The sequence below is a fragment of the Olivibacter domesticus genome (assembly GCF_900109575.1).
Lineage (GTDB): Bacteria > Bacteroidota > Bacteroidia > Sphingobacteriales > Sphingobacteriaceae > Olivibacter > Olivibacter domesticus.
Genome location: NZ_FOAF01000001.1, coordinates 53,293 through 80,038 on the forward strand (window position 1 = coordinate 53,293; position 26,746 = coordinate 80,038).

18 protein-coding genes are annotated in these 26,746 nt (G+C 41.2%); 7 read left to right on the forward strand and 11 right to left on the reverse strand.

Translation table 11 applies throughout. The features are described from left to right. The first annotated feature begins 5 nt into the window (after positions 1-5). A complete protein-coding gene (locus tag BMY50_RS00205) occupies positions 6-1,508 on the forward strand; it encodes a RagB/SusD family nutrient uptake outer membrane protein (RefSeq protein WP_093316326.1) in 1,503 nt (500 codons plus the stop codon). A 65-nt stretch (positions 1,509-1,573) separates the two neighbouring features. Here BMY50_RS00205 and BMY50_RS00210 read toward each other — a convergent pair whose 3' ends face one another. Both BMY50_RS00210 and BMY50_RS00215 read right to left on the reverse strand, forming a co-directional pair. Next, positions 1,574-2,143: an NUDIX hydrolase gene (locus BMY50_RS00210; RefSeq protein ID WP_093316329.1), complete on the reverse strand. Its 570-nt coding sequence runs from the start codon at positions 2,141-2,143 to the stop codon at positions 1,574-1,576. Between the two features lie 96 nt (positions 2,144-2,239). Continuing rightward, on the reverse strand, positions 2,240-2,908 hold the full coding sequence (locus BMY50_RS00215; RefSeq protein WP_093316331.1) for a Rossmann-fold NAD(P)-binding domain-containing protein: 669 nt from the start codon (positions 2,906-2,908) through the stop codon (positions 2,240-2,242). Between the two features lie 308 nt (positions 2,909-3,216). On the opposite strand from BMY50_RS00215, the gene tssD reads away from it, so the two are divergent. After that, positions 3,217-3,741, forward strand: coding sequence for a type VI secretion system tube protein TssD (gene tssD / locus BMY50_RS00220; protein WP_093316334.1), 525 nt, complete (start codon positions 3,217-3,219; stop codon positions 3,739-3,741). Between the two features lie 119 nt (positions 3,742-3,860). On the opposite strand, the gene BMY50_RS00225 is transcribed toward tssD, so the two are convergent. Continuing rightward, positions 3,861-4,796 carry an SRPBCC family protein gene (locus BMY50_RS00225; protein WP_093316337.1) on the reverse strand — a complete coding sequence of 312 codons (936 nt, stop codon included), beginning with the start codon at positions 4,794-4,796 and terminating at the stop codon, positions 3,861-3,863. A gap of 207 nt (positions 4,797-5,003) precedes the next feature. Here BMY50_RS00225 and BMY50_RS00230 point away from each other — a divergent pair, with 207 nt between their 5' ends. After that, entirely contained in the window at positions 5,004-6,005 is a 1,002-nt protein-coding gene (locus BMY50_RS00230; protein ID WP_093316340.1) for a GlxA family transcriptional regulator, read from the forward strand. Positions 6,006-6,134: 129 nt separating this feature from the next. On the opposite strand, the gene BMY50_RS00235 is transcribed toward BMY50_RS00230, so the two are convergent. Both BMY50_RS00235 and BMY50_RS00240 read right to left on the reverse strand, forming a co-directional pair. Continuing rightward, positions 6,135-7,181, reverse strand: a complete 1,047-nt coding sequence (locus BMY50_RS00235) for a bifunctional transcriptional activator/DNA repair enzyme AdaA (protein ID WP_093316343.1) — start codon at positions 7,179-7,181, stop codon at positions 6,135-6,137. Positions 7,182-7,360: 179 nt separating this feature from the next. Then, complete coding sequence (locus BMY50_RS00240) at positions 7,361-8,020, reverse strand: hypothetical protein (protein WP_093316346.1); 660 nt, start codon at positions 8,018-8,020, stop codon at positions 7,361-7,363. Between the two features lie 128 nt (positions 8,021-8,148). Between BMY50_RS00240 and BMY50_RS00245 the strand changes: the two genes are divergently transcribed. Continuing rightward, positions 8,149-8,931, forward strand: a complete 783-nt coding sequence (locus BMY50_RS00245; RefSeq protein WP_093316349.1) for a hypothetical protein — start codon at positions 8,149-8,151, stop codon at positions 8,929-8,931. A 39-nt stretch (positions 8,932-8,970) separates the two neighbouring features. Here BMY50_RS00245 and BMY50_RS00250 read toward each other — a convergent pair whose 3' ends face one another. From BMY50_RS00250 to BMY50_RS00270, 5 genes are all read right to left on the reverse strand, one after another. Continuing rightward, positions 8,971-10,335, reverse strand: coding sequence for a sulfatase-like hydrolase/transferase (locus tag BMY50_RS00250; protein ID WP_238383624.1), 1,365 nt, complete (start codon positions 10,333-10,335; stop codon positions 8,971-8,973). A 91-nt stretch (positions 10,336-10,426) separates the two neighbouring features. Beyond that, positions 10,427-11,911, reverse strand: a complete 1,485-nt coding sequence (locus BMY50_RS00255; RefSeq protein WP_162276491.1) for a RagB/SusD family nutrient uptake outer membrane protein — start codon at positions 11,909-11,911, stop codon at positions 10,427-10,429. 19 nt (positions 11,912-11,930) lie between these two features. Further along, positions 11,931-15,344 (reverse strand): TonB-dependent receptor, encoded by a 3,414-nt coding sequence (locus BMY50_RS00260; RefSeq protein ID WP_093316358.1) that lies wholly within the window; start codon positions 15,342-15,344, stop codon positions 11,931-11,933. Positions 15,345-15,528: 184 nt separating this feature from the next. After that, on the reverse strand, positions 15,529-16,734 hold the full coding sequence (locus tag BMY50_RS00265) for a FecR family protein (protein WP_238383625.1): 1,206 nt from the start codon (positions 16,732-16,734) through the stop codon (positions 15,529-15,531). A 77-nt stretch (positions 16,735-16,811) separates the two neighbouring features. Next, complete coding sequence (locus BMY50_RS00270) at positions 16,812-17,399, reverse strand: RNA polymerase sigma factor (protein WP_093316364.1); 588 nt, start codon at positions 17,397-17,399, stop codon at positions 16,812-16,814. Positions 17,400-17,833: 434 nt separating this feature from the next. On the opposite strand from BMY50_RS00270, the gene BMY50_RS00275 reads away from it, so the two are divergent. Continuing rightward, on the forward strand, positions 17,834-19,552 hold the full coding sequence (locus BMY50_RS00275; protein WP_093316368.1) for a DUF4979 domain-containing protein: 1,719 nt from the start codon (positions 17,834-17,836) through the stop codon (positions 19,550-19,552). A 157-nt stretch (positions 19,553-19,709) separates the two neighbouring features. Beyond that, positions 19,710-20,948, forward strand: coding sequence for an alginate lyase family protein (locus BMY50_RS00280; RefSeq protein ID WP_093316373.1), 1,239 nt, complete (start codon positions 19,710-19,712; stop codon positions 20,946-20,948). A 150-nt stretch (positions 20,949-21,098) separates the two neighbouring features. Here the strand turns inward: BMY50_RS00280 and BMY50_RS00285 are convergent, their stop codons facing one another. Next, the gene (locus BMY50_RS00285) at positions 21,099-25,238 is read right to left on the reverse strand and encodes a two-component regulator propeller domain-containing protein (protein ID WP_093316378.1); all 4,140 of its coding nucleotides are present in this window, start codon (positions 25,236-25,238) and stop codon (positions 21,099-21,101) included. 437 nt (positions 25,239-25,675) lie between these two features. Here BMY50_RS00285 and BMY50_RS00290 point away from each other — a divergent pair, with 437 nt between their 5' ends. Continuing rightward, positions 25,676-26,548: an AraC family transcriptional regulator gene (locus tag BMY50_RS00290; protein WP_093316382.1), complete on the forward strand. Its 873-nt coding sequence runs from the start codon at positions 25,676-25,678 to the stop codon at positions 26,546-26,548. The last annotated feature ends 198 nt before the right edge of the window (positions 26,549-26,746 follow it).

Here is a 26,746-nt window from a genome sequence, read left to right on the forward strand (position 1 = left end):
GCAAGATGAAAATATTATCGATAAAGTACGTGCTGATGGCACTATGGACAACAACAATTGTGTTGACTGGTTGTTCGGATTTTTTGGACGAAGCCGATCCGAGCAATTTTACGGAAGAGAATTATTTTACTAAACCAGAACATGCCACCAGTTCCATAAATGCAATTTATGCGTCTATGCGAGATCCTTTAGAAAGCGGCTTCAATGGTGGAGCGTGGATGATGACCGAATTTGCAACCGGTTTGGCCGCCACAGATCTGGGGCAAGCGGTGAATAGTTACTTTGTAAAAGATCTCAACAATACGTCCGATAACACATATGGCCAAACGTATTGGCGCGCATACTACCAAGGTATTGCTAATGCCAATCTTTCCATTGCCAAAATACCTCAAATTGCGATGGATGGTGATGAGGCTAAGAGATTACTGGGAGAAGCCCATTTTCTAAGGGCTTGGTATTATTTCCATTTAGTTAGGATGTTTGGACATATACCTTTAATTACAGAGCCAGTTGCGCTACAATCCGAGCAGTTAAGACCAGCTCCTGCCGAACCAGAGGCAGTATATAATTTCATTGTGGAAGATCTTAAAGCAGCCGAAGCAGCTGGACTCCCGTGGAGGGATGCTTCGGGACGAGTGAACCTAGGTGCTGTAAAGTCCTTATTGGCTAAGGTGTATCTTACAATGGCGGGCTATCCGCTGCAAAAAGGGGAGGCTTATTTTGATCTGGCAGCCAAAACAGCGCAAGAGGTAATCAGTTCCGGAGAGTTTAGCCTCTTTGCCAATTATGCCGCTCTACATGATCCTGCTAAGAAAAATATAGAAGAAAATATTTTTATGATTCAGTTTAAAACGCAGATTCTCCCTTCAAACTGGCAAGTATCCATTATTCCCTATAATAAAAATATTTCTCAATACGCTGATGAAACAGGAGGCATTTACGCAACGGCAGATTTTGTTAAATCCTATGGCAGCGATGATCTACGTGCCAAGGAAAAACAGTTCTTTTTTACGAAGTTCACCCATGAGGCAGACCGGAAGAAGGAGGTCGATTTAGGTGGATATTTTATCTATAAACACTTCGATATGGTAGCGCAAACCTCTACAGCAAATAGTGATCTTAACTGGCCGCTTATCCGTTATGCCGATGTACTGCTCCTATATGCAGAAGCCTCCAACGAGGTCAATGGCCCTACTGCTGCTGCGTATGATGCGGTCAATGCCATACGAATGCGAGCAGGGCTACCCATCCTGAGCGGTTTGTCGAAAGATCAACTTAGAGAGGCGGTGTGGAAGGAGCGTTGGCACGAGCTATGTTTTGAAAACAATACCTGGTTTGATATGGTTCGCCTCCGAAAAGCCTTCAATGTAAATACTGGAAATTTTGATGATTATATAGGACATCAGTTTTCTTACGGACCTACATTAAAGGAGCGCGAGTTGCTGTTTCCTATTCCCACGTCTGAGATACTCAATAACCCGAACCTTGTTCAGAACAAGGGCTATTAATCTTGATGCTTAAAAGACTGCTGTGGGTTAGACCTGGCAGTCTTTTTTTATTTTTATTTGTCTTTTTACCCAACAAATATCTCAGGGTATTGTCTCGCTGCCATCAGTATTAAATTCATAGAATCTGTTACCCAGATTTTTCCGTCTTCAACCATGCGGAGGACTTCTGGCGCGGGTAATGTAATCACTTCTATGTTTTCAGTAACATCAGGTTTTTGTACTGAATTAAATTGAGCATCAAACAGTATGTAGCCATAGGTTACTTGTTTAAGTTTGGTAGGATTAATAGCAAATTTACAAATGAACTTCAAATTTGCCTCAGCTGTCTTAATTCCACATTCTTCTTCAAGTTCCGCTACGGCCGATTGTAGCAGTGTTTTCCCCCTCTGCTGCATTCCTCCGGGGAGTTCCAATAGAACCTCACCCAAACCATGTTTGTATTGACGGGTAAGCACCACATGATTATCAGATGTGATTGCCAGGATCTGCACTACGTCTCCTAAGGGCGATAAGAAGTAATCGTCAACCACTAACCCATTTGGCAGCTGTACTCTTTGTTTACGTAACGGATACCATACGCTTGGCGAGATATCCTCCTCTTCTAAAAGAATCCAAGGTTTAATTAAATCAGACATGTTGTAAAAATAAGTATTTCAGAAATTTATTTACCATTTCTTTTCATGGCTGCTTAAGTTATTATAAAAGCCCTTAAGAATTGCTATCATAAGTCCTTACTCAATTATAGCAAGCTTATTAATGTCACGAACCTCAATAATAGATTTCTCGACGTTGCTTGTGATACATACAATCATTGCACTAGCAACCTGGTTCAATGTACTGGCCGTGTTGGGAAAAAGCAGTTTCAGGAGAGGGAACAACCACCCAATGTATTTGTACAGCGGAAGGGCGTGTTTTTGCCCTTTTACTGGTTTCATGAATCCGGGTCTGAAATTATAGCTTTTTTTGAAGGGAAGTTTCATCAAGGTGTTTTCCGTTTTTCCTTTAACGCGTGCCCACATTGATCTACCATTTTCGGTACTATCTGTGCCGGCGCCGCTCACATAGATAAAAGTCATTTGTGGATTTTGGTTAGCAAGTATACTGGCAAAATGGATTGTTGTTTCGTATGTTATAAGCGTATAGTTTCTTTCGGACATTCCAACGCTACTGACACCAGCACAAAAGAAACAAGCGTCATATCCTTGAAGCATAGCATCACCTTCTTTCAATTCCAAGAAATTCGGGACAATGTATTCCTTTAACTTTGGATGAGATAAACCAGTTGGTTTTCGACTTACACTTAATATTTCGGCAATCTCAGAATGGTTAAGACATTCTAATAAAACGCCTTCACCCACCATACCTGTGGTTCCTGTTATGATAATCTTTTGTTGTTCCATTAGTGATATTCTTATGATGGCCTGTATAATGGGTGTGTGCATTAACGTTTATATTTCAACGAAAGCCATCAGTCTTCCATTAGCGAATATACGTATTTCCATTCGATGTCCTGTTTTGGCTGAAAGTGTAGTAATACGCTTGTAGACCTTTTGTAGTTGTGTCGATTTTACGTTGTAGTTATACAGTAGATTCCTAATGCTAGCTTCGTGCGCAAGACCCAATTATCTTTGCAACGTACATTATTAATGATCAAAAATTACGAATAGATTATTATTCAAGTAAAATTAAATATTAATTATCAGGAAGTATGAAAACAAAATATTTGTGTTTATTATTTGTGCTACTATGCACCATCCATTTACCAGCTTTTAGTCAACAGCCTGAAAACGTAATAACCTTAACGATAACAGATGGCACGACGAAATCACCGCATACCTATCCGCTAAATAGTATGACATATTCTTGTTCAAACACCGCTTCGGATAGTACGGGTAATAGCGCTTATGACACACAAGCTGTTGTTATAGAATTTAAAAACAACTTAGATCAGTTTTTACTGAAGTGGATGGCTGGAAAATTGAAGCGAACTAAAAGCAGCATCAGCATAAAGGATAAAGGTACTGGGAAAATAGTCAGGAACATTTCCTTTGAAAATACATTAAGAAGCGCTAGTTCTGAAAGTTTTTCTGCAGGTGATCGCAATTATTATACATCTGCTCAAGTAACCATTTATACAAATAAATTGATTATCGATGAGGTTACAATGGAAATTTTAGAACCCGTAAAAGATAAAACGGATAAAAAAGCAAGCAGTTTAACCCATGCCTTATGAGAAATAATAGATAGTTCGACATACAAATTAAGATCTGAAAAATGTATTATTATAGCCATGCATTTTTTTGTGCATGGCTATAATATTTTATTTCATATTAGCATTCGCCCTTTACAAGACTACTTATTGAAATCAGGATAGGGGAAGCCCTTACCCGTTTCACAAAGAAATTTCAGGCTCCGGAAAAAAAGTGCCCAGTCATAGCTGCATGAGGCAAACTCCGGAGTATAGCTCTTCCAGCCATCATGATGAAAGAACAATGTACACCCTTTGCGATGAGGCTCGAGTTCGAAAGTAAGCGTCGTACCTATCCACTCTTCAAAGGCTTTAACACAAAGCCATTTTACTTTGCTATATGGTTTAAGCTCTTCGATTTTCATCTCTTTAAAGTAATCAGGGCCAAAGGCAAACCGTAGACTACTACCAACCTCTGGTTTTGCGATGGTATCCGGTGTCCACCAGCCTGCTAAACCTTCTTGGGTCGTAAGCACTTCATACACTTTTTCAACCGGTGATTCAATAAGTAATCTGTGACAGATACTTTTACTGTTTTGTTGATCCATTGCAACATGCTCTTCGGGCACTTTTGCTTCCAATCCTTTCCCTTCAACATCCTTCGGCGTGGCCCTGCCTTTACCGGTCATAATAAGATCCTTTAAACTGTCCTGAATATAATGTGTCCATGCGTCATGGCAAATCTGAAAACATTCATAGGCCGGAACGAGACCCTGATGGGTAAACTTCAATATTGTTTTGCCGCCTTTTTCAGATAATTCAAAGATCACATTTGTATCTTTCCATTCTGTTTCATCTTTAGTGAATTTGAAATAATTATCCAGCACATGCCAAACTACTTTTTCGTTGGGTATCATTTCGGTGATCTTCATTTTCGTCCGATGTACATCTTCGTAGTGATATCGAAATTCACTATTGAGCTTATCTGTATCTCCATCAATATTTTCCGACCACCAACCGCGTACATTATTAATGGCATCAAAAACTTTTCTAGGTGTTGCGTTGACCGATAGGGTCGTACTGAAATCTTTGCTTTTCATAATCTTAGCATTTTTGTTAAAGAAAACTTTCTTGCACCTCTTCGAGATGCTTTTACAATTCAAAGTTAACGACATAAATACACCGAATAGGGGTGTTAAATAGACTTTGTAGTGGGTTGATTTGGACAAGGCAATTGTTTAAATTTGTATGACAGATAGTAGTGAACGCAGGCTCCATGGGGCCAATTAAACATAAACTATTTACAAATGAAACATCTTACCATATTAGTACCCGATGTACAAACCGCGAACAGCACGATCGCTTGCATTGTTGGCGCTTATCAAATTTTTACTGGTGCTAACAACTACTGGGAAAAAAAGGGTAACAATCCCTTGTTTAAAATTGAAACGGCAGGGGTAGCAGAAGAGTCATCATTTATTAATGGGTTGCTGACCATAAAACCACAGGTAAACATTTCTTCCTTAAAAAAGACAGACCTCATTTTGATCCCTTCACTAAACCCAGAATTTAAGACGGCTTTGAAGGGGAATGTATTGTTGATCGATTGGTTTAGAGAGCAATACAAAAGCGGGGCAGAGGTAGCCAGCATGTGTACTGGCGCCTTTATGTTGGCGTCGTCTGGCTTGCTTGAAAAGAGAAGCTGCTCCATCCATTGGAATTCCGCAGATAATTTTAGATCGTTATTTCCGGGCGTACACTTAAAAACAGAAAAATTAATCACCGATGAACATGGTATTTACACCAATGGGGGTGGCTATTCGTTTTTAAACCTGCTGCTATACCTGATTGAAAAGTATTACGATAGGGAAACAGCCATTTATTGTTCCAAAATTTTTCAGGTTGAGATAGACCGGCAAACGCAATCTGCTTTTACCATATTCACAGGGCAAAAGTCTCATGGGGATGATGTCGTAATACAAGCACAAAAATACATGGAAGACAATTTTTATGAGAAAATATCTGTTGAAGATCTCTCAAAAAGATTCGCTGTAGGTAGGAGAAACTTTGACCGGCGATTTATAAAAGCAACCGGCAATACGCCTATTGAATATTTGCAGCGAGTAAAGATTGAATCCGCAAAAAAAGCATTTGAAACCACACGTAAAACCATTAATGAAGTTATGTATGAAGTTGGTTATTCAGATGTGAAAGCCTTTAGGGAGATCTTTAGAAAACTAACCGGCATTTCACCATTAGATTATAAAAATAAGTATAACAAAGATATCGGTAACGGAATATATAGTTAGCTAGTTGTTTTTCGTGTGACTCGCTCAATTATCGGCATTCGCCTATCTGTTGATAATAGTTTTTATAAACTACTTATTAATAGTATTTTGTGAATACTTTATAAATTTAAAATTAGCGTGTCTCCGGATTTATAGGTTTGCTGTTTCGAAATCTAATAGCCATTGTTTTCTCCATATACCTCCACCATATCCCGTCAATGAACCATCCGAACCAATAACACGATGACAGGGAATAATAATGGAAATTTTATTCATACCGTTGGCATTCGCAACCGCTCTAACACTTTCTGGTTTTCCTATTGTAATTGCTTGCTGTTTATAGGAAGCACTTTTTCCGTAAGGAATAGTTTGTAAAGCCTTCCAAACGCTGTTTTGAAAATCCGAGCCCGGAGTATATAGAGGAACGGTAAAGTCCTTTAAATTACCAGCAAAATACCGGTTGAGTTGATCTTCCAAAGTATTAAAATGTTTATTTTCACCTTGAACAATGGTTGCATTTAATACTTTAGATAAATATTTAAATTCTGTTTCAAGCATTTTTCTGTCTGTGAATTCCAACAAACAAACTCCTTCTTCAACTGCACAAGCATACATCGTTCCCAAAGGTGTTTCCAGTCTTTTAAGGTCAATAATTCTTTGAGACTTACTTTTTCTAGGTGAAACGCCAAATACATTTTTAAATGAATCACCAAAACCGCTTAATGATTCAAAACCAGTTTCAAACGCTGCATCGGTTATTTTTTCGCCATTTTGTATTCGTTTAAAGGCAGTATTCAACTTAAACATTCTTTGATAAGCTTGAAAGGTGATACCATGATTCTTCAAAAACCACCTTCTAATAGCATTTGGTTCTATTCCTTTTTTAACTAAGTCGTAATCTTTGAATTTTAGATTCGGATTTTCTTGTAATTCAGCTATTAGTCGCACAATGTAGTCAGGTGTTCCATTCAGTTTTTCTAAAGGGCGACATACTTTACAAGGACGATATCCCTTAAGAATCGCTTCCTTAGCATTATGAAAAAATTCAACATTCCCTCGTTGAGGCTTTCTTGCTGTGCAGGAAGGCCTACAAAAAATGCCGGTCGTTTTCACTGCTGTGAAGAATAATCCCTCAAAAGATTCATCTTTATCTAAGCAGGCTTTATACATTGTGTCAAATGAGAGTGAGAGTTCCATCTTGTTCTATTTAATTAAGGTCAAAATTATAGAAGTCAAATTTGTTCTACAACCGAAAAATTGACAGGTATTTTTTCTGTGAAGATGTAATAAGAGCCATTGATAGATAAGACGTTCATATTGCGGAATGATTAAAGTTTAACGAAAATGTACGAGTGCCGATGTATACTTAATCATAACTATTTTTCAAAGCACTCATGATCGGGGTTGTGCTTGAAAGTCAACAATTTATCGAAGTCGTTTAGCAGAGGTTGAATAGTTTTGCAATCGGTCTGCCTATTTTGTATAGCTTCCGGCTGTGGATTATTTGAGGCGTGCGACCGTGTTGTATACTTCTTTTCAAGACATAGAACAGGCTTTTCTTTTACAATATAAAAACGTTCTTCCGTTATACTATCTTTCGTGGCACCTTCTGCCGCCTGCCCAGCTTCAAAACTCCAAGAGACCTTGTTGAGATAAGCAAAAAATACTGCGTCATTGCTTATAAAGTATTGTTCGGTGGCAGAATGATGGTCGTGTTCATTATAACTGTGTTTGATCAGAGATAGTTTTCCCTTCTCCGAAAAATAAGTGATCGTTCCTGACCTTTCATTGTAGCAGTTGTATTTAAACGATACAGAATCCAATAGCTTGTTTTGCAGTTTATCGACGGTGAAGGCATAAGCTTGCTTAATTTCTGATATAGATGATGGATTGATAATAACATTGTCTGAATTTATGCTGGACGCAGATTTGCTATCACTAGTACGCTCTTTTAAAGAGGCCTTGTTTGACGACGTCTTCTGTTGCTGACATGATATAAAAAAAAGACAAACAAGCAGATAAATCAATTTTTTCATGCCGTGTTATAAATTGGTTTATTTATTGAACAAATTGAGCAAGCTTTTGGTTTGTTGAAAATCTGGTTTATGCCTTAAGGATCGGCGTTTTATGTATATTTGAGTGTTATCTGCAAGTGAACTAAATAATGATGCATAAAGAATTTATAAATAGAGCTAGCAAAACTTTTGAACTTGATGAAAATGTAATCGGTCTGGCAGTGGGTGGGTCTTGGCTAACGAATGAAATAGACGAATTCTCAGACCTTGACCTGCTTTTGGTGACTAAAACCAAGGTTTCCGGAAATAAGGAACTAATGATTGAATATGCAGAACGAATGGGTGATTTTCTTTCTGGCTTTACCGGAGAACACGTTGGCGAACCAAGACTATTAATTTGCTTATTCGACAATCCACTTCTTCATGTCGATATAAAATTTTTAACGCTAGACGAGTTTAACTCCCGAGTTGAAGACCCCGTAATATATTTAGATAAAGAAGGAGTTCTCCAAAAAGCCATTAACCATTCAACTTTTAAGTTTCCATATCCTGAATATCAATGGATTGAAGATCGGTTTTGGACGTGGATTCATTATGCTCTTTTAAAAATAGGTCGTGGAGAATATATGGAGGCTTTTGATTTTTTAAGCTTTTTAAGAATGACGGTTTTCGGACCATTGTTGCATATTAAAAATGGAAACCTTCCGCGTGGGGTACGAAAAATCGAAACGCAGCTACAAAAAGAAGACTTCGATCGTATAAAATTGACTATTTCAACATATAACAGAATAGATTTATTGAAAAGCTTAAGAAACGCAGTGTCCCTGTATAGAGAACTTAGGGCTACATTATTTGATAAGAATGTAGCCCTAAGAACAGAAACTGAAAATAAAGTTATGTTGTACTTTGACAAAATTGAAAAAAGACGATAATGTATACATTACTTCACCCTAGTTTAGAGCTGTTTTATCTTAATTCATAGCAGGATTTGTCCGGTCAGCTGTCAATTCCGGTAGGTATGTTCGCCAAGTGATGAGTTTGGTTTTCAATTCCTTAACCACATCCGGATGCGATGCAGCCACATTGTTGGTCTCATACTTATCTTCCACCATATCGTATAGCTGCACGTTATCTTTCTGATAGTCGACAAGCAATTTCCATTTACCCGACCGGATAGCAAGATTCGGACTTTTGTCCCGCCCCTTAGGATAATTAAAGGCATAATCGTTCCTGCCATATTCCCAATACATGTCCTTGGATCTCGGCGTGGATGCCCCTGTTAACACCCCTGTTCTATCTTCGCCATCCCCTTTATAATTAGTAGGCAGTTGAGCTGAAGCAATGCTCGCCAATGTAGGGAACAGATCGGTGGAATTCAACACCGAAACGCTATCTGTAGTGCCAGCAGCTACATGACCGGGCCATCGAACAATGAAAGGCATGCAAATACCACCTTCGTACAGTGAGAGCTTGGTGCCGCGCAGTCCGCCAGCCCGACTACCTTTGAAGCTGGGTAGTGGGCCATTGTCACTCGTAAAGATCACCAGTGTGTTTTCGGCGATTCCCAATTTTTCCAATCCGTCTAACAATCTTCCTATCTGTTTGTCGTATTCAGTCAGCACCAGTTTGAAGGCGGCCTCTTCGTCGGGGTTCATGGGAAATTTTCCAGATTGCCGCCGGTTTTCTTCGGGCACCCACGGGGTGTGCATGTCATCAGGCCAAAGGTTGACGAAACAAGGTGTACCTTTATGGCGGCGAAGGAAGTCAAGCGTCTTATCCACAAAATAGCCTGTGCGATCCCAGCGTTTAACACTATCATCGTCCGACCAGATCCAGTCCGTGGCAGTCAGCGCCGGGTCAGGATCTGGACTTTCGTAGGTGCTGGCATGTTCATCAAAACCATATTTTTTGAATCCTGGTGCGTTTTTAATATCACGTCCACCTCCCATGTGCCATTTTCCGAAATGTCCGGTAGCATACCCTGCTGCTTTCAGGACCTTGGCCATGGATGGGGCATTTATATTCAAATAGTTTGCCTGCTCCGCCCGGGCATTGCTGCGTCGGTCATTCAGAAAGGTAGTAAAATTCCATTCTGCAGGAAACATGCCCGTGAGAATACTTGTACGGGAGGGGCTGCAGATGGGGGCGGCGCTATAATATTGTGTGTATTTCGTGCCTTCCTCGGCGAGACGATCCAAATTTGGTGTAGGAACAAACTTACCGCCGAAGGTTCCAATATCGCTAAAACCCATGTCATCCGTAAGGATAACTAAGATGTTTGGCTTTTCCTGTCCGTAGGAATCGATGGCATGCGCTATCAGGCATAATAAGCACACAAGCTTGGCAATATATTTCATAATTTTTATTTAGCTTTTAAATAGATTAACATATGCTGGATGTCATCATTTAAGACAAATTTAACAAAATTTAATAACCGGGATTTTGTTCGAACAGCGGGTTGGCATCGATCTCTGACTGGGGCACGGGAAATAATTTATGCTTTTCCTGTGCGTCTATACCTCGGCTCCGTGCATTTTCAATATATTTATCCATTCGAAGCAAATCTCGCCTGCGCTTCCCTTCGTACCAAAACTCCCAACGCCGTTCTTTCAAAATTTGTTCGCGCAAAGCATCTTTATCGGCAAATGACTCCATTTTGAGATTCTCTGTTAAATTGGCCCGGTTGCGGATTTGATTAATCAGATCCAATGAAACTTGATTAGGGCCATCCATTTCGTTTAGTGCCTCCGCCTTGGCTAACAGGATATCTGCATACCGTATAAACGGAAAATCATTGCCGTGAAAAGTACCTTGAGTACCTGGATCAGGTGGAAATTTGATGCCACGTGTATTGTCTTTGCTCTTCAACAAGTCTACCTCCAGCCCATTTCCTTGGACATATTTTGTTAGTATCCGATCCCTTCGGGCATCGCCCGTTTCGAAAGAATGATAGAATTCGTCATACAGTCGGTATTGAGATGCAAAGTTCGACCAGCTGGTGTTAATTATGCCGTCAAGTCCACCATCAATGCCACGGTAAAAATCTGGTGGCAAAGAAGTAGCCAACATATTGTTACCGTTTTCAGCATTGGCGAGGGCTGGAATGACGAGCATAAACTCAGTATTACGTTCGTTTTGCAAAGCAAAGAGATCGACAACAGAAGGGTATAGGGCGAAGTGATTGCGATCGATGATCTCTTGTGCTATCTGATTACAGGCATCCCATTGTTTGTTGTTTAAATACCATTTACACAACAGCGCACGCGCACCATCGCTGTGGACGCGTCCGTAATTAGGTTCTTTTCCGGGATCAGGTAGCGCGGGAATGACCTCTTTTAGCTCCGTTTCGATAAAGGCGGCAAACGCTTCTTCGCTTGCGCGAGCAAGTTCGCGGGGTGAGTCTAGACTGGTTCGTATAGGCATCGCCCCATATTGGTTCCATAAAGAGTAGTAGGCCCAGGCACGCAAAAAGCGGGCCTCGGCTATGAGCATACTCCGTTTATCATCGCTTACATCTATCAAGTTATTCACGTTGTCCAATATGGTGTTAACATCCCGGATGGCGTTCCAATATGTAGCCCAATCGAATGCTTCCAGCCAGTTATTCGAATCCCAGAAAAAATTAATCAAACTTACTGCGGTACCGTTTTCACCACCACCAGTTTGCCATAGGATATCTGTTGTCATTTCCTCGCGTTTGATAAGGTCGCGCACATTGGGGGCTCTGCCTAATTGTGAGTAAGCATCTGCCATTACCGTTTCAAGTCCTTGTACACTGCTTAGCAAATTATCGGAAGAAAGCTGTGATTTATTTTCCTCATCCAAGAGTTTTTCGCACCCCTGAAAAGCTATGGAAACCATTGCAAACATGGTTAAAGTAGCAAAGTTTCGTATTGTCGTTTTTATTTTCATCTTTAAAGGCCGTTTATTGTTAGAAATCAAATCTAAAGCCCAATAAAAAGGTACGGGCAGTGGGGTAGGAGTTAAAGTCCAATCGTAAGCTGGGATTATTATTTGGGTTAATCGATGGATCGAGGCCATCATAATCAGTTATGACGAACAGATTTTCTGCCGATAAGTAGACCTGTCCGGAAGGCAACCAGCTAACCCGATCCGGAATATTATAACTAATCCTTACGTTTTTCAGACGGATATAGGAAGCATCCTGTACCGTTAGGGAGTTGATGGTTTTTCTGCCCTGTGATAAAGGGCTTACGAAAGATGGGTACACATTGCTGGGATTTTCGGGAGTCCAACGGTTGAGGTATGGCTCAGCGAACTTATTGCGACGGAAATTGATCGGGAAATAACTGTCAATCAGATTGCCATTTAGCATTTGAGCCCCCTCAACACCTTCTAGATATAGATAGAGTTCGAAGCCATGTAAACTTATGGTATTGCCGAGAGACCATTGGAAATCAGGAAAAGAATTGCCTAAATTTACACGATCATCCCCGTTAACATAACCATCACCGTTTTGGTCCACATACTTCAGGTCGCCCGCCTGTACTTTTTCTTTAGTGAAAGAATAGTCATCGTCCTGTTGCCATACACCGGCAACCTCCCATCCAAAGAACGAATTAAGCGGTTCGCCGGGCCTAATGATACCAATTTGTTCTACATGTAAAAATCCTCCACCAGAGAAAATCTGTGGAAGACCACCCAAATCAATGACCTTGTTTTTCAGCGTGGTCATGCTTAAGTCGGTTGTCCACCTAAAGTTTTCTCTAGATATATTGGTAGAACTCAAGGTGATATCAACTCCTTTGTTTTGAATTTTTCCAATATTGGTGAGGATATTTGCAAAACCGGTAGATTGCGGTATAGGGAGATTGAGCAACATGTCGGTCGTGGTTTTCTGATAAAAATCGATGCTACCATTAATTCGGTTGTCAAATAATCCGAAATCAAGTCCAACATCAATTTGTTCAGTTTGTTCCCACTTCAAGTCGGGATTTGGTAGTCGGGCAGGTGCTGCTGTTGTAACCAGCTGTCCATCCCAGATGGCCGGTATACCACCATTATACGTGCTTTGATAGGCAAAATCTCCAATTTCCTGATTGCCGGTCAGCCCCCAACTTGTCCTAACTTTGAGCTGGTTCAATAGGCGATTTCCTTTTAGGAATTCTTCCTCCGAAATCTTCCAGGCCAATGCAGCCGAAGGGAAGGTGCCATACCTATTGTTTTCGCCAAATCGAGAAGAACCATCGCGCCTTACCGTTACGGTTGCTGAATAGGTATTGTCGAACATATAGTTTATTCTACCTATCAATGAGGCCAGTTTATTGCCAGTCGATGGGTTGTCTATAACATAAGTCTCCTGAATACCCAATGATAGATTGTCTGCATTCGTCGCATCACTGGGAAAGCCATTGGCACTAATGTGTGTCCGGCTGGAAGCAAACCGCTGGAAGGAGCCACCTAACACACCATTTATGGCGTGCAATCCGAATTTTTTGTCATAATTAAAGGTACCTTCTGCAAGGTAGCTACTGCGCTCCCCTTGGTAGTTTGATCCGATCCCTCCTGTATTCCGGCCATTTTTGGTTAACCTGCCAATATAGTTTTTTCGCTTTTCGTTAACGATATCACCCCCTACATTAATTTTAAAGTTCAACTCGGGCAAGATCGTATATTCACCAGTTATGGTGGTCAATATACGGTTGCTTGACGATTTAGACGAGGTACCATAAAGCAGTGCCATGGGATTATCTATACTCAGTGAAGGAGATAAGGCGTAGTTGCCGTCAGCACCTTTAATACCTAAAGTAGGGTCGAAATTCATAGCTGCGTACAAAGCTCCCGCAGTTTCATTTGTCGAAAACCCATTGGGTGCAAAGGTGTTTCTTACATAAGAAGTCGATGCATTTAAGCCGATTTTAAATCGATCTGAAACCTTCGAATCCAGATTAAGGCGTAAGCCATACCTGTTGAAATCTGTTGTTTTGACGATCCCATCCTGGTCCACATAGTTTAAAGAAAGGAAGTATTTAGATCGGTCTGTACCTCCGGTAAACGATAATTGATGGTTCTGCATAATAGCCGCTTGATTGGTTACTTCCTCTTGCCAGTCGGTACCCAAGCCTCCATTAGCAATGTCGCCAATACTTTCCTCTTCGCTCGCGCCACCGGCGTCAATAAGCTGGTTTAACACTTCCTTATATTCCGTTGCAGATAGTAGATTCAGGCGACTGAAGGGTGTTTGGATCGCTCCGGAAGCATGCAAGGATACTTTGACGTCACCGGCTTGACCACTTTTTGTTGTGATGAGAATAACACCATTTGCCCCGCGCGACCCATAAATGGCAGTTGCTGATGCGTCTTTCAATATTTCGATCGACTCGATATCCCTTGGATTGATGGAAGCCAAAGGATTTCTCGGACTACGGTTTTCGGAAAAACCCGGGTCGCTACCACTACCAAGCGCAGGAGAATTGTCGACCGGGAAACCATCAATAACATACAAGGGGTTATTGCTTGCGCTTATAGAGCTGGCACCTCTAATATTGATTGAAAAGCCGGCGCCCGGCTCGCCGCTGTTTTGTATAACATTAACACCCGGAACACCGTTTAGCAATCCATCAACAGAAGTTGTCGTCACGCTATTCAATTCGTTTACTTTCACGGAGGAAATAGAGCCAGTGAGATCGGATTTACGTTGTGTCCCATAGCCTATCACCACCACCTCGTCTAAATCACTTATGGAAGTTTTTAGCGATGCGTCAATAGTATGTTGGTTGTTTATAGGCTTTTCAAGGGCCTCAAATCCCACAAGGGTAAACAGCAATGCTTTTCCGTTTGCGGGAACGTTAATTCGATAGCGGCCTTCTGCGTTGGTAGTTACCGCTATTGTTGTCCCCCTTACACTAACTGTTGTACCTTCTAACGGTTTTCCTTGATCGTCTGTTACTTGGCCGCTTACAGTCTCTTGCTGCACTCCAATAGCCGGTGCTGAGATCCGCTTGTTTTCTTTTGTAGGGGTTTCGGTAATCACAATCGCATTCTTTGTAATGTGGTAGGTCAGCGAGACAGGCTTTAACATCGATTCGAGCGCCTCGGTCAACGGTTTATTCTTAACCTGAATTGAAATAGGAAGGAAGGGGTTTAGAAACCGATCGTTGTAAACGACGGTGAGATTGGTTTGCTTTTCGATGGCTTCGAATACCTTTCCGATGGGCTGGCTCTTTATATTCAGCGATATTGTCTGCGAGCGCGATGCGGCGCTAAGGTGCAGGAAGCCGATGAAGAGCAATAAGGAGGTTAGTTTCATAATTCGAAATAACTGGTGGATACCGCAAAGAAGTATCTTTTCTTTCCCTGATAGGGAAAAATCATAATTTATCATTACGTTTGTGCGTTTAGATGGGGTTAATTAAAGGTTTTAATTCGCTTTTGGTTATGCTGCTGTCTGAACGATAGGGAGGTGTTAGTGGCACTTCCCTTTTTCGTTTTAGATAATCAAATTTTTCGTTCCATATTGATAAGTTTTTAATTGGTTATTGTTTGTTATTTATCTCTCAAATTTTTATTCACTTGACGATCAGTTGATTGTTTTCTAATGTGACATCGATAGCAGATAGCCGCAGAATATCGAGCAATTCCGCGAGTGAGGCGCTACGGCTAACTTTACCCGTGAAAGTTTCGTTCGGAATACCGTTGCTATAAATTACGTCGACGTCATACCAACGCGAAACCTGCCGCATCACCTCTTCTAATGGTGTTCGTTTGAAATGGAACCGACCATCTTTCCATGCCGTATATTGTTTGGTATCCACCGTCGAGATATCGATCGCTGCTCCATGAGTAGTGGCCTGCTCGCTTGGTTTTATAGTAGTCGGTGTCCAATGATCGATTGTCGGCGCTACCAGCACTTTTCCTTCAACAAGGGTAGTTTTGACTGCAGACTCGTCAGGATAGGCTGATATGTTAAATTGGGTGCCCAATACTTGGACGGTTTGTGAGTTTGTTCTTACAAAAAATGGTATCATTTTAGAACGATCACGGATCGACCATTCTTTACTAACCTCAAAATAGGCTTCCCCTTCGAGTTCCACTATACGTTCTTTGCCATTAAATCGACTGGGATATTTTAACGTGGAAGCCGCATTGAGCCACACCTTGGTACCATCGGGAAGCGTCAATTGATATGTACCTCCTTTTGGTGTGTTTAACATAAGTTGGTCAATCGTCTCATTTTTCAGCTCGTTTGCTGGCTCATTAAGTACAGCGCTACCATCGAGGTACGAAATCCCATCACCAACAATAATTCCCGCTTGTGCTTCGCTCAAATTAACAGTCTGGCCGTTCGCTAGCGTAAGTGTGGCCCGGTTGCTGCCGGGATGAATACCGTCAGTAAATCGTTGACCTTGCTGTCTAGGCTTTAATGTGAGTTGATGTTGGTAATAGTAAGCTCCTAGGGCTAAGATAATCAGCGCGACAGCTGCGGCAGCATAAGGTCGCCAGGTGAACCTACTCATACGGTACGTACTGCGATTTGCCGTGTTTATCTTTTGTTGTATATGTGATTTCATACGGTAGATGCGAGCTTCGCCGGCAGTCGTATCCACCAATTGGAATAATGTTGTGAGGTCTTCTCGTAGCGTGCTTTCGGATTCAAGTCGATCGAGCACTGCCTGGTTCTCGGGAGCCTGCTTAGCCCAATCTGTAATAAGGCAATTTTCCACATCAGTAGCAACGCCCTCTAAGCGGCGTGATAGTAAGCGTTCGATGTCCATTGAAGTACTCATTAAATGCTATTACGATAATGTGCCAGAAATCTTTCCGCTTTTTGATTTATTTTTAATACGATTTTTTAGCGCCTTTGTAAAAGGCCGATAAGGTGGAGAAAAGCAATATAAATTAATAGATCCTTACCCTTGAAAAAGCGCTGCAAAGCGGTCAGTGCCTTGGAACGCGCAATGAAAACGGCATTGGCAGTCATACCCAGCTCCGTGCAGATCTCCTCGGTTGTGAACCCTTCTATGAACGTAAGACGGAAAACATGCTGTTGGGTAGGCGAAAGCTTCTTGACTTCGCGATAAACTAATTGCAGCGTTTCTGCATGAATCATGCGTGCCAGTAGGTCAGCATCCGGTTGTTTGATGTTTTCGTCGAGTTCAACTGCAAATCTCTGTGTGCGATTGCCCGTGTTACGGAGGTGATCTATGCAAGCATTGCGTGTGGTTTGATAAAGGAAATACTTTAAATGGGCCTCATTCTCAATGCGATCACGAGCCATCCAGAGCTTCACATACGCATCCTGTACAAGTTCTTCGGCTACATGTTCTTCGCCTATTATACGTTGGGCAAATAGCAACAGAGCACGTACATGGCGGTCAAAATAGGCCGCAAGTGCATGGTCATCATTCGCTTTGAATTGTTCGAAATATTCAGGCTCCATTTACCGAGGCAATATTACTGTTTTTTTTATGGCAATAAAAAAATTAAGTATTCCCACTAAATCGCGTTATCCATTACAACAAAGAGAAGTATCAAATCTAATATAGAGGTTGATACCCATCTAAACACCTTACCTTAAAAGCAATTACCTAAATCATTCTACCATATTTCTTAACTATTTTATCATTTATATCTTCGTTTGTTTGTTTTTATTTGATTGATTATTAGTTTGTTATATTATTTTAAAGGTATTGTGCTTATTAGAATACACTTTCTTTTGGTTTTCCTAAATCGGTTTAGATTTTTAGGTTTGTTGATACCATTTATAAAATGATGCCGATTTAGCAAAAGGGAATTGCAGCAACGATTTAGGGATAAAAATTAATATCAACGCTTGCAAATAAATTTTGTTGGAAAAGCCTAAAAAATTAAACTATGAGAAATTCTCCTGTGCTAGCGATGGCATTACTGATGAGTGCCATTCTTTTTTTATCATGCAAAAAAAATTTTCATCCAGTCGATCCCGCTGATGAGGAGGAGCAGCTGGAAGGTTATTTCTTTGACGATTTTAGTCAGATGGATACATTAACTTGGCTTACTCCCACATCAGGCGCTAGCGTGGCGCTCGAAAATGGTGCTTTAAAAATAACGATGTCAGGCTCAACCAAGTACCGAGGAGATTTTCAGCGGATAGGTGGGGTACCCATCAATGTGACCAATTATCCGGTTATTGCAGTAAAAATGGCCAAGCCACCCAAAAGTAATTGCTTTTTTGACACTAATTTAGGTGCTTTCGATAATCGAAACAATAACCATACGGTTATTAAAATGGCTTCAGGCAATATTTATTACTGGGATCTAAGCAGAGGGAGCTTAGGCTCGACACCGCTACCAGCGGATAGCACGATCAATCTGTCACTTTTTCAGTTTAAAGTGGCCGATGTGGAGTTGACGGCGGCACAATTGGCCAATCAAGAATTCGATTATCCAGTGTACTGGGTAGGAGCCTTCCGATCAATAGAAGAACTGCGTCAGAAGGCCGGAGTACCTACTCCAACACCTTTCCAATTTACCGGTGCTTTTACCCATCCAGGCCTGTTGCATACAAGTAGTGATCTTGATAGGATAAAATTTTTGGTGGATAATCAAAAGCCAAATGCTTATGGATCGTACCAGCTTTTACAAGCTAATGGTAGAGCCTCGGCATCATTTAATATGGCCGGACCTTTTACAAAACTTACCAGAGATCCCAACCAGACCGTTGATGGCGTAGCAGGGGGAGCGGTAAAGTCGCGGGTAGAGAACGATTTTCTAGCTGCTTATTATAATGCTTTAATGTGGAAAATCACAGGTAACGTGGCACATGCACAAAAGTCGACCGAAATTATCGATGCCTATGCAAATATAACTACTGGTATTGTAGGAGCGGATGCTGAGCTGAATGGGCTCTACGGCTTTATATTGGCTAATGCAGCAGAAATAATGCGCGCTACCTATCCCGCTTGGCCAGCATCATCGGTAGCGCAGTGTGGCAATATGCTGAAACAGGTATTTTATCCAACGCTCCAGAATTTCAGACCTTACGCCCATGGTAATTGGGATATTATCTGCATGAAAGCCTTAATGTCGATTGCCATCTTTACAGAAGACCGTGATATGATGGGACGAGTGCTCACGTACTTTTATCATGGGGAAGGGAATGGAAGTATTGATAATTATGTCATCTCCTCTTCAGGTCAGTTACAGGAGAGCAACCGCGATCAGCCTCACACCATGCTGGCATTGGGGTCATTGGCCGAGCTGGCCGAAATGGCTTATCATCAGGGGATAGACTTGTATGAGGCCTCTACCAATGCGATAATGAGAGGCTATGAATACACATCTAACTATAACCTAGGGTACAATGTACCTTATGTACTGTGGTATGATTATGGAGAAAGAAACTATCAGGATTATACACCAGAAGCGATATCCGCAAAGAACAGAGGAAACTTTCGGTCTGTATTTGAAATAGCCTATAACCACTACGTACACAGAAAAGGTTTAGCAATGCCATTCACCTTGCAGGTGCTACAAAGTCTGCGCCCTGAAGGAGCGCCATTTGGGGCTGATCATCCGGGCTATGGAACACTTCTATTCAATCAATGGGAATAATGCTATTATTCTCCAATGGCTATTATAACATTGCGGAGATCAAGTTCTGTTGAAATTATTAGCAAATAGTAGGCGTTTTAACGCGTAATCTAAATAAAACCCTTGTTTTTTTGATCAGCGTAACCTAATAAAGAATGATCAATTAAAAACAATTAAAATGAGAAAAAAACCATTAAACATCTTGTTGGGCTTATCGATGATGCTGGCCGTATCTGCTTGCTCAAAGCCAGCAGGTCAAGAATTGGAAGCGAATTTATCAAAAAAAGCAAATTCGCCTAATCAGGTATTAGCTTTTACACATCCGGGGCTATTACATACCGAAGCAGATTTTACAAGGATGAGGGACAAAGTAAATGCGAATGCCGAACCTTGGCTTTCCGGATGGAACAAGTTAACAGCAAATGGCCGTTCACAACTTTCTTGGGTTGCACGCCCCACTGATACTGTTATACGAGGTGGCACAGGGCAAAATTATGCTGCGTTTATGTATGATGTAGCGGCAGCCTATCAAACGGCCTTACGCTGGAAAGTTAGTGGAGATGTGGCTTATGCCAATAAATCTATTGAAATCATGAACGCTTGGTCGGCTCGGCTGAAAGCGGTAACGGGTAATGCCGACCGATATTTGGCAGCGGGAATTTACGGCTATCAGTTTGCTAATGCGGCCGAAATCATGCGCACCTACAGCGGTTGGGACACCGCGGATTTTAATCGTTTTAAGAACATGATGCTCACCGTTTTTTATCCCTTGAACGATCGTTTTCTACGGGAACATAACGATGCTTGTATCACTAATTATTGGGCTAATTGGGATTTATGTAATATGGCCTCTATTCTCGCCATTGGCGTGTTGTGCGATGATCAGGCAAAGTACGACCAAGCAATCAATTACTTTAAAAATGGGGCAGGAAATGGTTCGATTAACAAAGCAGTGTGGACACTTCATTCGCCTACAAGAGGGCAATGGCAAGAAGCGGGTAGAGATCAAGGGCACAGTATCATGGGGGTAGGTTTAATGGCTTCTTTTTGTGAAATGGCTTGGAATCAAGGAGATGACATGTACGGATGGAACAACAATCGATTTATGGCTGGAGCCGAATACGTGGCCGAATACAACCGAGGAAATACCGTTCCTTACAGCACCTATAATTGGGGAACGGGCCAAAACTGTGCACCTATGTCGCAAACGGTGATATCGGCAGCTGGAAGGGGAGAAGCACGTCCCGTTTGGGAGATGATCTACAATCATTACGTTAAACGTAAAGGTATGAACCTGCCTGCTTGTGCGGGAATTGCTACACAAGTACGACCAGAGGGAGGTGGTGGAGATTATGGGCCAAATAGTGGTGGTTATGACCAGTTGGGCTTTGGAACCTTAACTTTTACACGTGACTAAAAAAAACAGAAATTCCAATTAAAATGAAGATACCCTTTTGTTTGTTTAAAGATAAGGGTATCTCTCTGTTTCTTCAGCTCGTCGTTCGTAAGATCTACTAGGGTTCTGTGAGCTTCCAATGCCTATCTGCCTTCTCAATGCCAACGGATTTTACTTATTTCCATGCCCTTCCTCTTTTTGAACTTTAAAATACTTGCCGAATGCGTTGCGATGCTTTTTAATAAAATCGGACGGACTGCTGTGAAATAACTTGGTAAATTGTTTACTGAAATACTTCGGGTCGTTAAAACCAGCTTGGAAGGCAGCTTCCGTCACATTGCAGTCCGTATCAATAAGTAACTGGGCTGCTTTTCGTAAACGAATATAGCGAATGAAGGCACTGACCGATTGCCCGGATACAGCTTTAACCCGTTTATAAAGATTTGAATGGCTCATTCCTATCTCAGCGGCTAAAACCTGTATGCCGAAGTCGGTATCGCTTAAATGCTGTTCGACAATTTCAATGCATCTACCTAAAAATTTCTTGTATTCATGCGATACAATAACTGTATTGGATTGCAGGGTGATCTCATTATAAAAGTAGTTTTGTAAATAATTTCGGTTTTGCAAGAGATTAGCTACACGAGCCACCAAATAATCCCTCTCAAAAGGTTTCGTTAAAAAATCGTCGGCTCCACTGTCGAGGCTTTTTAATTGAACCTCCTTGCTAGTACTGGCCGTTAACAATATAATGGGAATATTGGAAAAAGTTGCATCGTTTTTTAACTGTTGGCAAAAGCTAATGCCATCCAATCCCCCCATTTTATAATCTGTAATAATAAGGTCAGGTGATTTTTTGCGAACCATTTCTAAACCTTCTTCTCCATCCTCGGCCTCGTAAATATTATAGGTTGCCTTGAATATGTTTTTAATATAGGTACGGATATCAATATCATCATCCACAATTAGCAAGCTTCTTTTATCACTGATCAATTCTTCTTTTAAATCTGCTCCCGGATCTACTAAAGTTTCCGGTATAAGGGAGTTATCTTCTAGCGGTGGGCTTGAATGAGCGTCTTTATCAAGGAACGATGCCATAAGTTGGTCTTCCTGTTTTAAAAGTACGACCTTGAAGGTGGTACCTTCACCGAGAATACTCGTATAACTCAATTGGCCCCCATGTAACCCGACAAATTGCTTTGCCAGGTAAAGTCCAATCCCAAAGCCTAATTTACCCGGGCTGTTTTCGGAGTCGACCTGATAAAAGCGCTCAAATAATTTATCTCCTTCTCGGGCTGATATACCACACCCTGTGTCGGATACTTCAATTATTAATTCCTGTGAACATTCGACTACACGTAGTGCAACGCTTCCTCGGGAGGGGGTATATTTCAATGCATTTGAAATCAGATTAAACAATACCATTTCCAGTTTTTCCCGATCGCCAATTATATGTAATTCTTTATTCGAACAAATAAAATCATAAGTGATCTGTTTCGCCTGTGCTTGATGAATAAAATAAAGATATACCTCTTCGCACAAATTATAAAAATTGAAATAGCCGCTATGCAATTGATCATAACCTGCTTCTAATTTTCTGAACAAGAGCAACTGGTCAACTAAATTTAACATTCTTCGCGCACTTCTATGCATGATGTGCAGTTCATTGCGTGCTTCATTTTCCCTGATCCGGCTTAGCAATTCCTTAACTGGATTGATGATAAGGGTTAAAGGTGTGCGGAACTCATGGGATATATTGGTGAAGAAGGAGATCCGCTTTTCATTCAACTCCTTTTCTTTTTCATTGATGAGGCGTTCTTGTTCGAAAGCAATCAGGTCTTTCTCATGTCGTACCACTTCTGCATCGTATTCTGCTTTCTTTCGCAGCGCATCAAATTTAGATACTTTTACCTCATATTGCAGACGTGTCTGTTTCGTTCGATATCGAACATAACTATACAATAACACAAGAAGCAATAGTCCATATAATAGATATGCCCACCAGGTGCGGTACCAAGGAGGTAGAATGGTTATACGGAGCTGTGTGTCGCCCTGCATCCAAATGCCTTCGCTATTTGTGTTTCGTATGCGTAGAATATAGGAGCCCTCGGCCATGCGGTTATAATTGATGGTGCGGTTGTTACCCGCTTCATTCCAATGTTTATCCCAGCCTTCCATGAAATAGGCATATTGTATCTTATCAGGAGCAGAGTATTCCAATGCAGCAAACTGAAAGGTGAGAGCGGTTTTGCTATAGGGGAGCACGAGTTCGTTTTCTCGGAAGGGGTGGGCTTGACCGTCAACACTTACGTTGGTGAAATAGAGTGGGGGACTGGTCTTGGAAAGGTTTATCTCCGAAGGAAAAAATAAATTGAAACCTTTTATACCGCCAAAAACAAAAGCTCCCGATGATAACTCAGTGGCGGCACATAATTGAAACTGATTGCCCTGTAAACCATCACTCTGGTAGTAGTACAGAAATTTTTCATTTTTGGGGTTGAATTTCATGAGGCCATTGTAAGTACTCATCCACAAGAAGCCATCGCGATCTTCCAATATGGATAATACAGCATTATTGCAGAGCCCATTTTCGGTTGTATAATGTTTTGTAAGGATAAATTTTTCTCGGTCAAATTGAAATAAACCGCCCCCCTCGGTACCAATCCAGAAATGCCCCAACCGGTCTTCATAAATGCTGGTAACAGTGTAGTTAATTGGGAAAAAACGATGTTTTTTTTCTATTGTATCAATCGCTACCAGCTGAGTTAGGCTACCGCCCCAAAGCTTGCCCGCACGATCTTCGGTAATAGCAAAAAAATCACTTAATCGATCGTCGAACAAAATGAATTTATCAAGTTGATAATCAAAACGATAAAGTCCTCCCATGAGTGTGCCCTGCCGCAGGGCAGTAGCCCAGAGCTGGTGGTTTTTATCCTGATATAAATGCCGGATAACCTTGTTTTCTGTACCGCTCAGTGGATTAATGCAGCGGTAGCGTTCAAAGCTTCCGGATGTAGAATTGTATTTGTTGATGCCGGCGTTGAAGGTAGCTATCCAGGTACTTTGACGGTGATCTTGCAGGATCGCTGTAATGGAATTGCTGGATAAGGAACCGGGTTTATTTTCCTGGTGCTGAAAATGGCGATAGAAACCCTTATCCGCTCGCCAAACGTAAAGACCGGCATTTTCGGTACCTACATAGAGATGATGTTGTTTATCCTCTCTGAAAGCGGAAATGGCAAAGCGCCCCGACTTATCGTTTGCTGTTTGTGTGGTGGGAGCGATTGTTTGAAAGTTTTTCTTATTCGGGTCCACGATCAATAGGCCACTTATGGAAGTACCTATCCAAATCCTGTTATCCCGATCCTTAAAGAGGGCATATATATAGCCGTAGTCGGCCAAATTCTTTTTGTTCGGTAATAAAAAGGCTGTGGCCTGCGCTTCCTTTGTGTGATAAGTAAATAGACCGTCCTCTGCTGTTCCTATCCAAAGCTCAGTGGGTGCGCGCCAGGTAAGTGCATTTATGGTCAGTACACCGTGATGGGCTGGGCTGAGTAGAACATTTTCCATCTTTTGATCGGCTAGACCAAATTTTGATAAGCCCTGATAACCTCCGATATAAATATGCTGACTATCAGCTTCCATACTAACTGCCAATTTAGTATCATTGTTAATCAGTTCGAGCGTCATGGATTCGTATCGTAATCTACATAAGCCTATCTTTTGCACAAACACCCAAACCTCACCCCTTGGGGTAATGGTAAGGCAAGGGACCCCGTAAGTAAGATTTACTTTTTTATCGATCTTCAGCGGGATTTGCACTGCGGTAGTATTTCCTTTACTGGTATACAATAAACCTAACCCTTCAGAAGCGATGAGCATATTTCCCCGGCGATCAGCCCTAACACTGCGGATAACCTCCTGGAGGGGCAGCGACTGGTTACTGTTATAAGGACGGTATTTTATAGTGCGAAAGCTACCAGCAGTATCGTTGTAAACGCTCACACCCTGCCTGGTAGCAGCCCAGACCTGGTGCTTGTCACCAGGAGTAATGGCGGTTAAGATATCGTGCACAAGCGAGCATGAATCACCCACTTTCTTTCTGAAAACATCGAATGTGTAGCCATCATATCGGTTTAGGCCATCCTTAGTAGCAAACCACATAAAACCATTGTGATCTTGAACGATACTCCTTACCTGATTGTTTGATAACCCACGTTCGATATCCAGATAGCTAATATTGGTCGTCTCCTGGGCTTGGAGCAACAGGGAATAACATAAATAACTTAACGCGATAAATAGTTCTTTCATCAGAATAATTGTCTTTTAATAGCGATGAAACTCGCATGAGCTGTTTTTATTTTTCACATTCTGTTTTTCTCAGCGGCGTTCAAGAGATCGCTGTGCCGAGTTCATGTCCTTTTTAAAGAAGTAGCCCATATAGTTTTCATTAGGTTGGTTATGCATGTTTATATTTATTCGTGATGTCACTTGGCGCCATAAATGTAATTTTTTTTATTTACTTATAGGTTTTAAATGAGAAAGACTACTCTCCGTACATACAAGTACTGGAGCTAAATATTTTCCTTAAGCCGGTATAGAAAGGTAATAAAAAGCCTTTTTGAGTCGAAAAAGCACTCCTTCTTTACGGATTTGTACTCCACGATACCTTGCTAATTGGGCATTTTTGTGTCGGTAACAATTAATTGTTTCTGCTAACCAATAATTGTAAAACTAAATCTTAGATCATGACAGCACAGCAGATTATGATTCCAACAATCGCGTCTAGTTCTTTTAATATACGGAAAGACACGACGACCAACATCCATAATAAATGGCATTGCCACGAAGAAATGGAGATTATATGTATTCATAAAGGCACAGGGAAACAGTACATCGGTGACTCCGTCTCTACTTTCTTACCTGGAGATGTGGTTTTCATCGGACCTAATTTACCGCATTATTGGCGTTATGATAATGGCGACGAAATGCTGTGCGGTGAGGCCGTCTATTCCACGGTTCTACATTTTAAACAGGATTTTATAGGCCAATCCTGGTTAGAGTTACCCGAAGCGAAGGCTGTGAAAGCACTTTTTGTAAAAGCTGAACGGGGTGTTTTATTACGGGGAGAAGGCGCGATTGCGGTTTCAGACACACTAGAAAAAATTTATCAGGAAGAAGGCTTTAAGCGGATCGTATTGCTGTTAAATTGCTTACAAACGATGGTTAGTAATAATAGATTAAAGACACTCACCTCTATGGGGTTTCAACCGATAACTGCAGAGATAGAAGCTAATAGAATCAATGCCGTTTATAACTATATCTTACAAAACTTTAAGCATACGCTCAGTTTGGATGAGGTGGCGAACGTAGCCGACCTGTCAGCCAGTTCATTTTGTAGGTACTTTAAATTAACCACCGGAAAAACCTTTAGCCAGTTTTTGCAGGATGTAAGGATTGGTTATGCCTGTCGTTTGATGCTCGAAAACCAGTTATCGGTTAAGCAAGTATGTTATAGCTGTGGTTTTAAAAACTACACTTCTTTTCATGAAGCGTTTAAAGCCAATACCGGGAAAACACCCAAAGCCTATCTGGCGCAGCACCAAGAAAACCATGTGTGAAAATTTACTAAATAAAATGTCAAGAAAACAACTAAGTGTAATTAGCCAATCACTAAAGATAATTGCCATGAATTTAGCGTGTTTTTAAATGCAAGGTTTTGCTAATTAGCATATTATACGTGTTTCTTGTACAGAATATAAGCATAGCCAAACTTGATACCGAGCTTCCTGAACCGATTTAGGATGCCTATTTTTGTG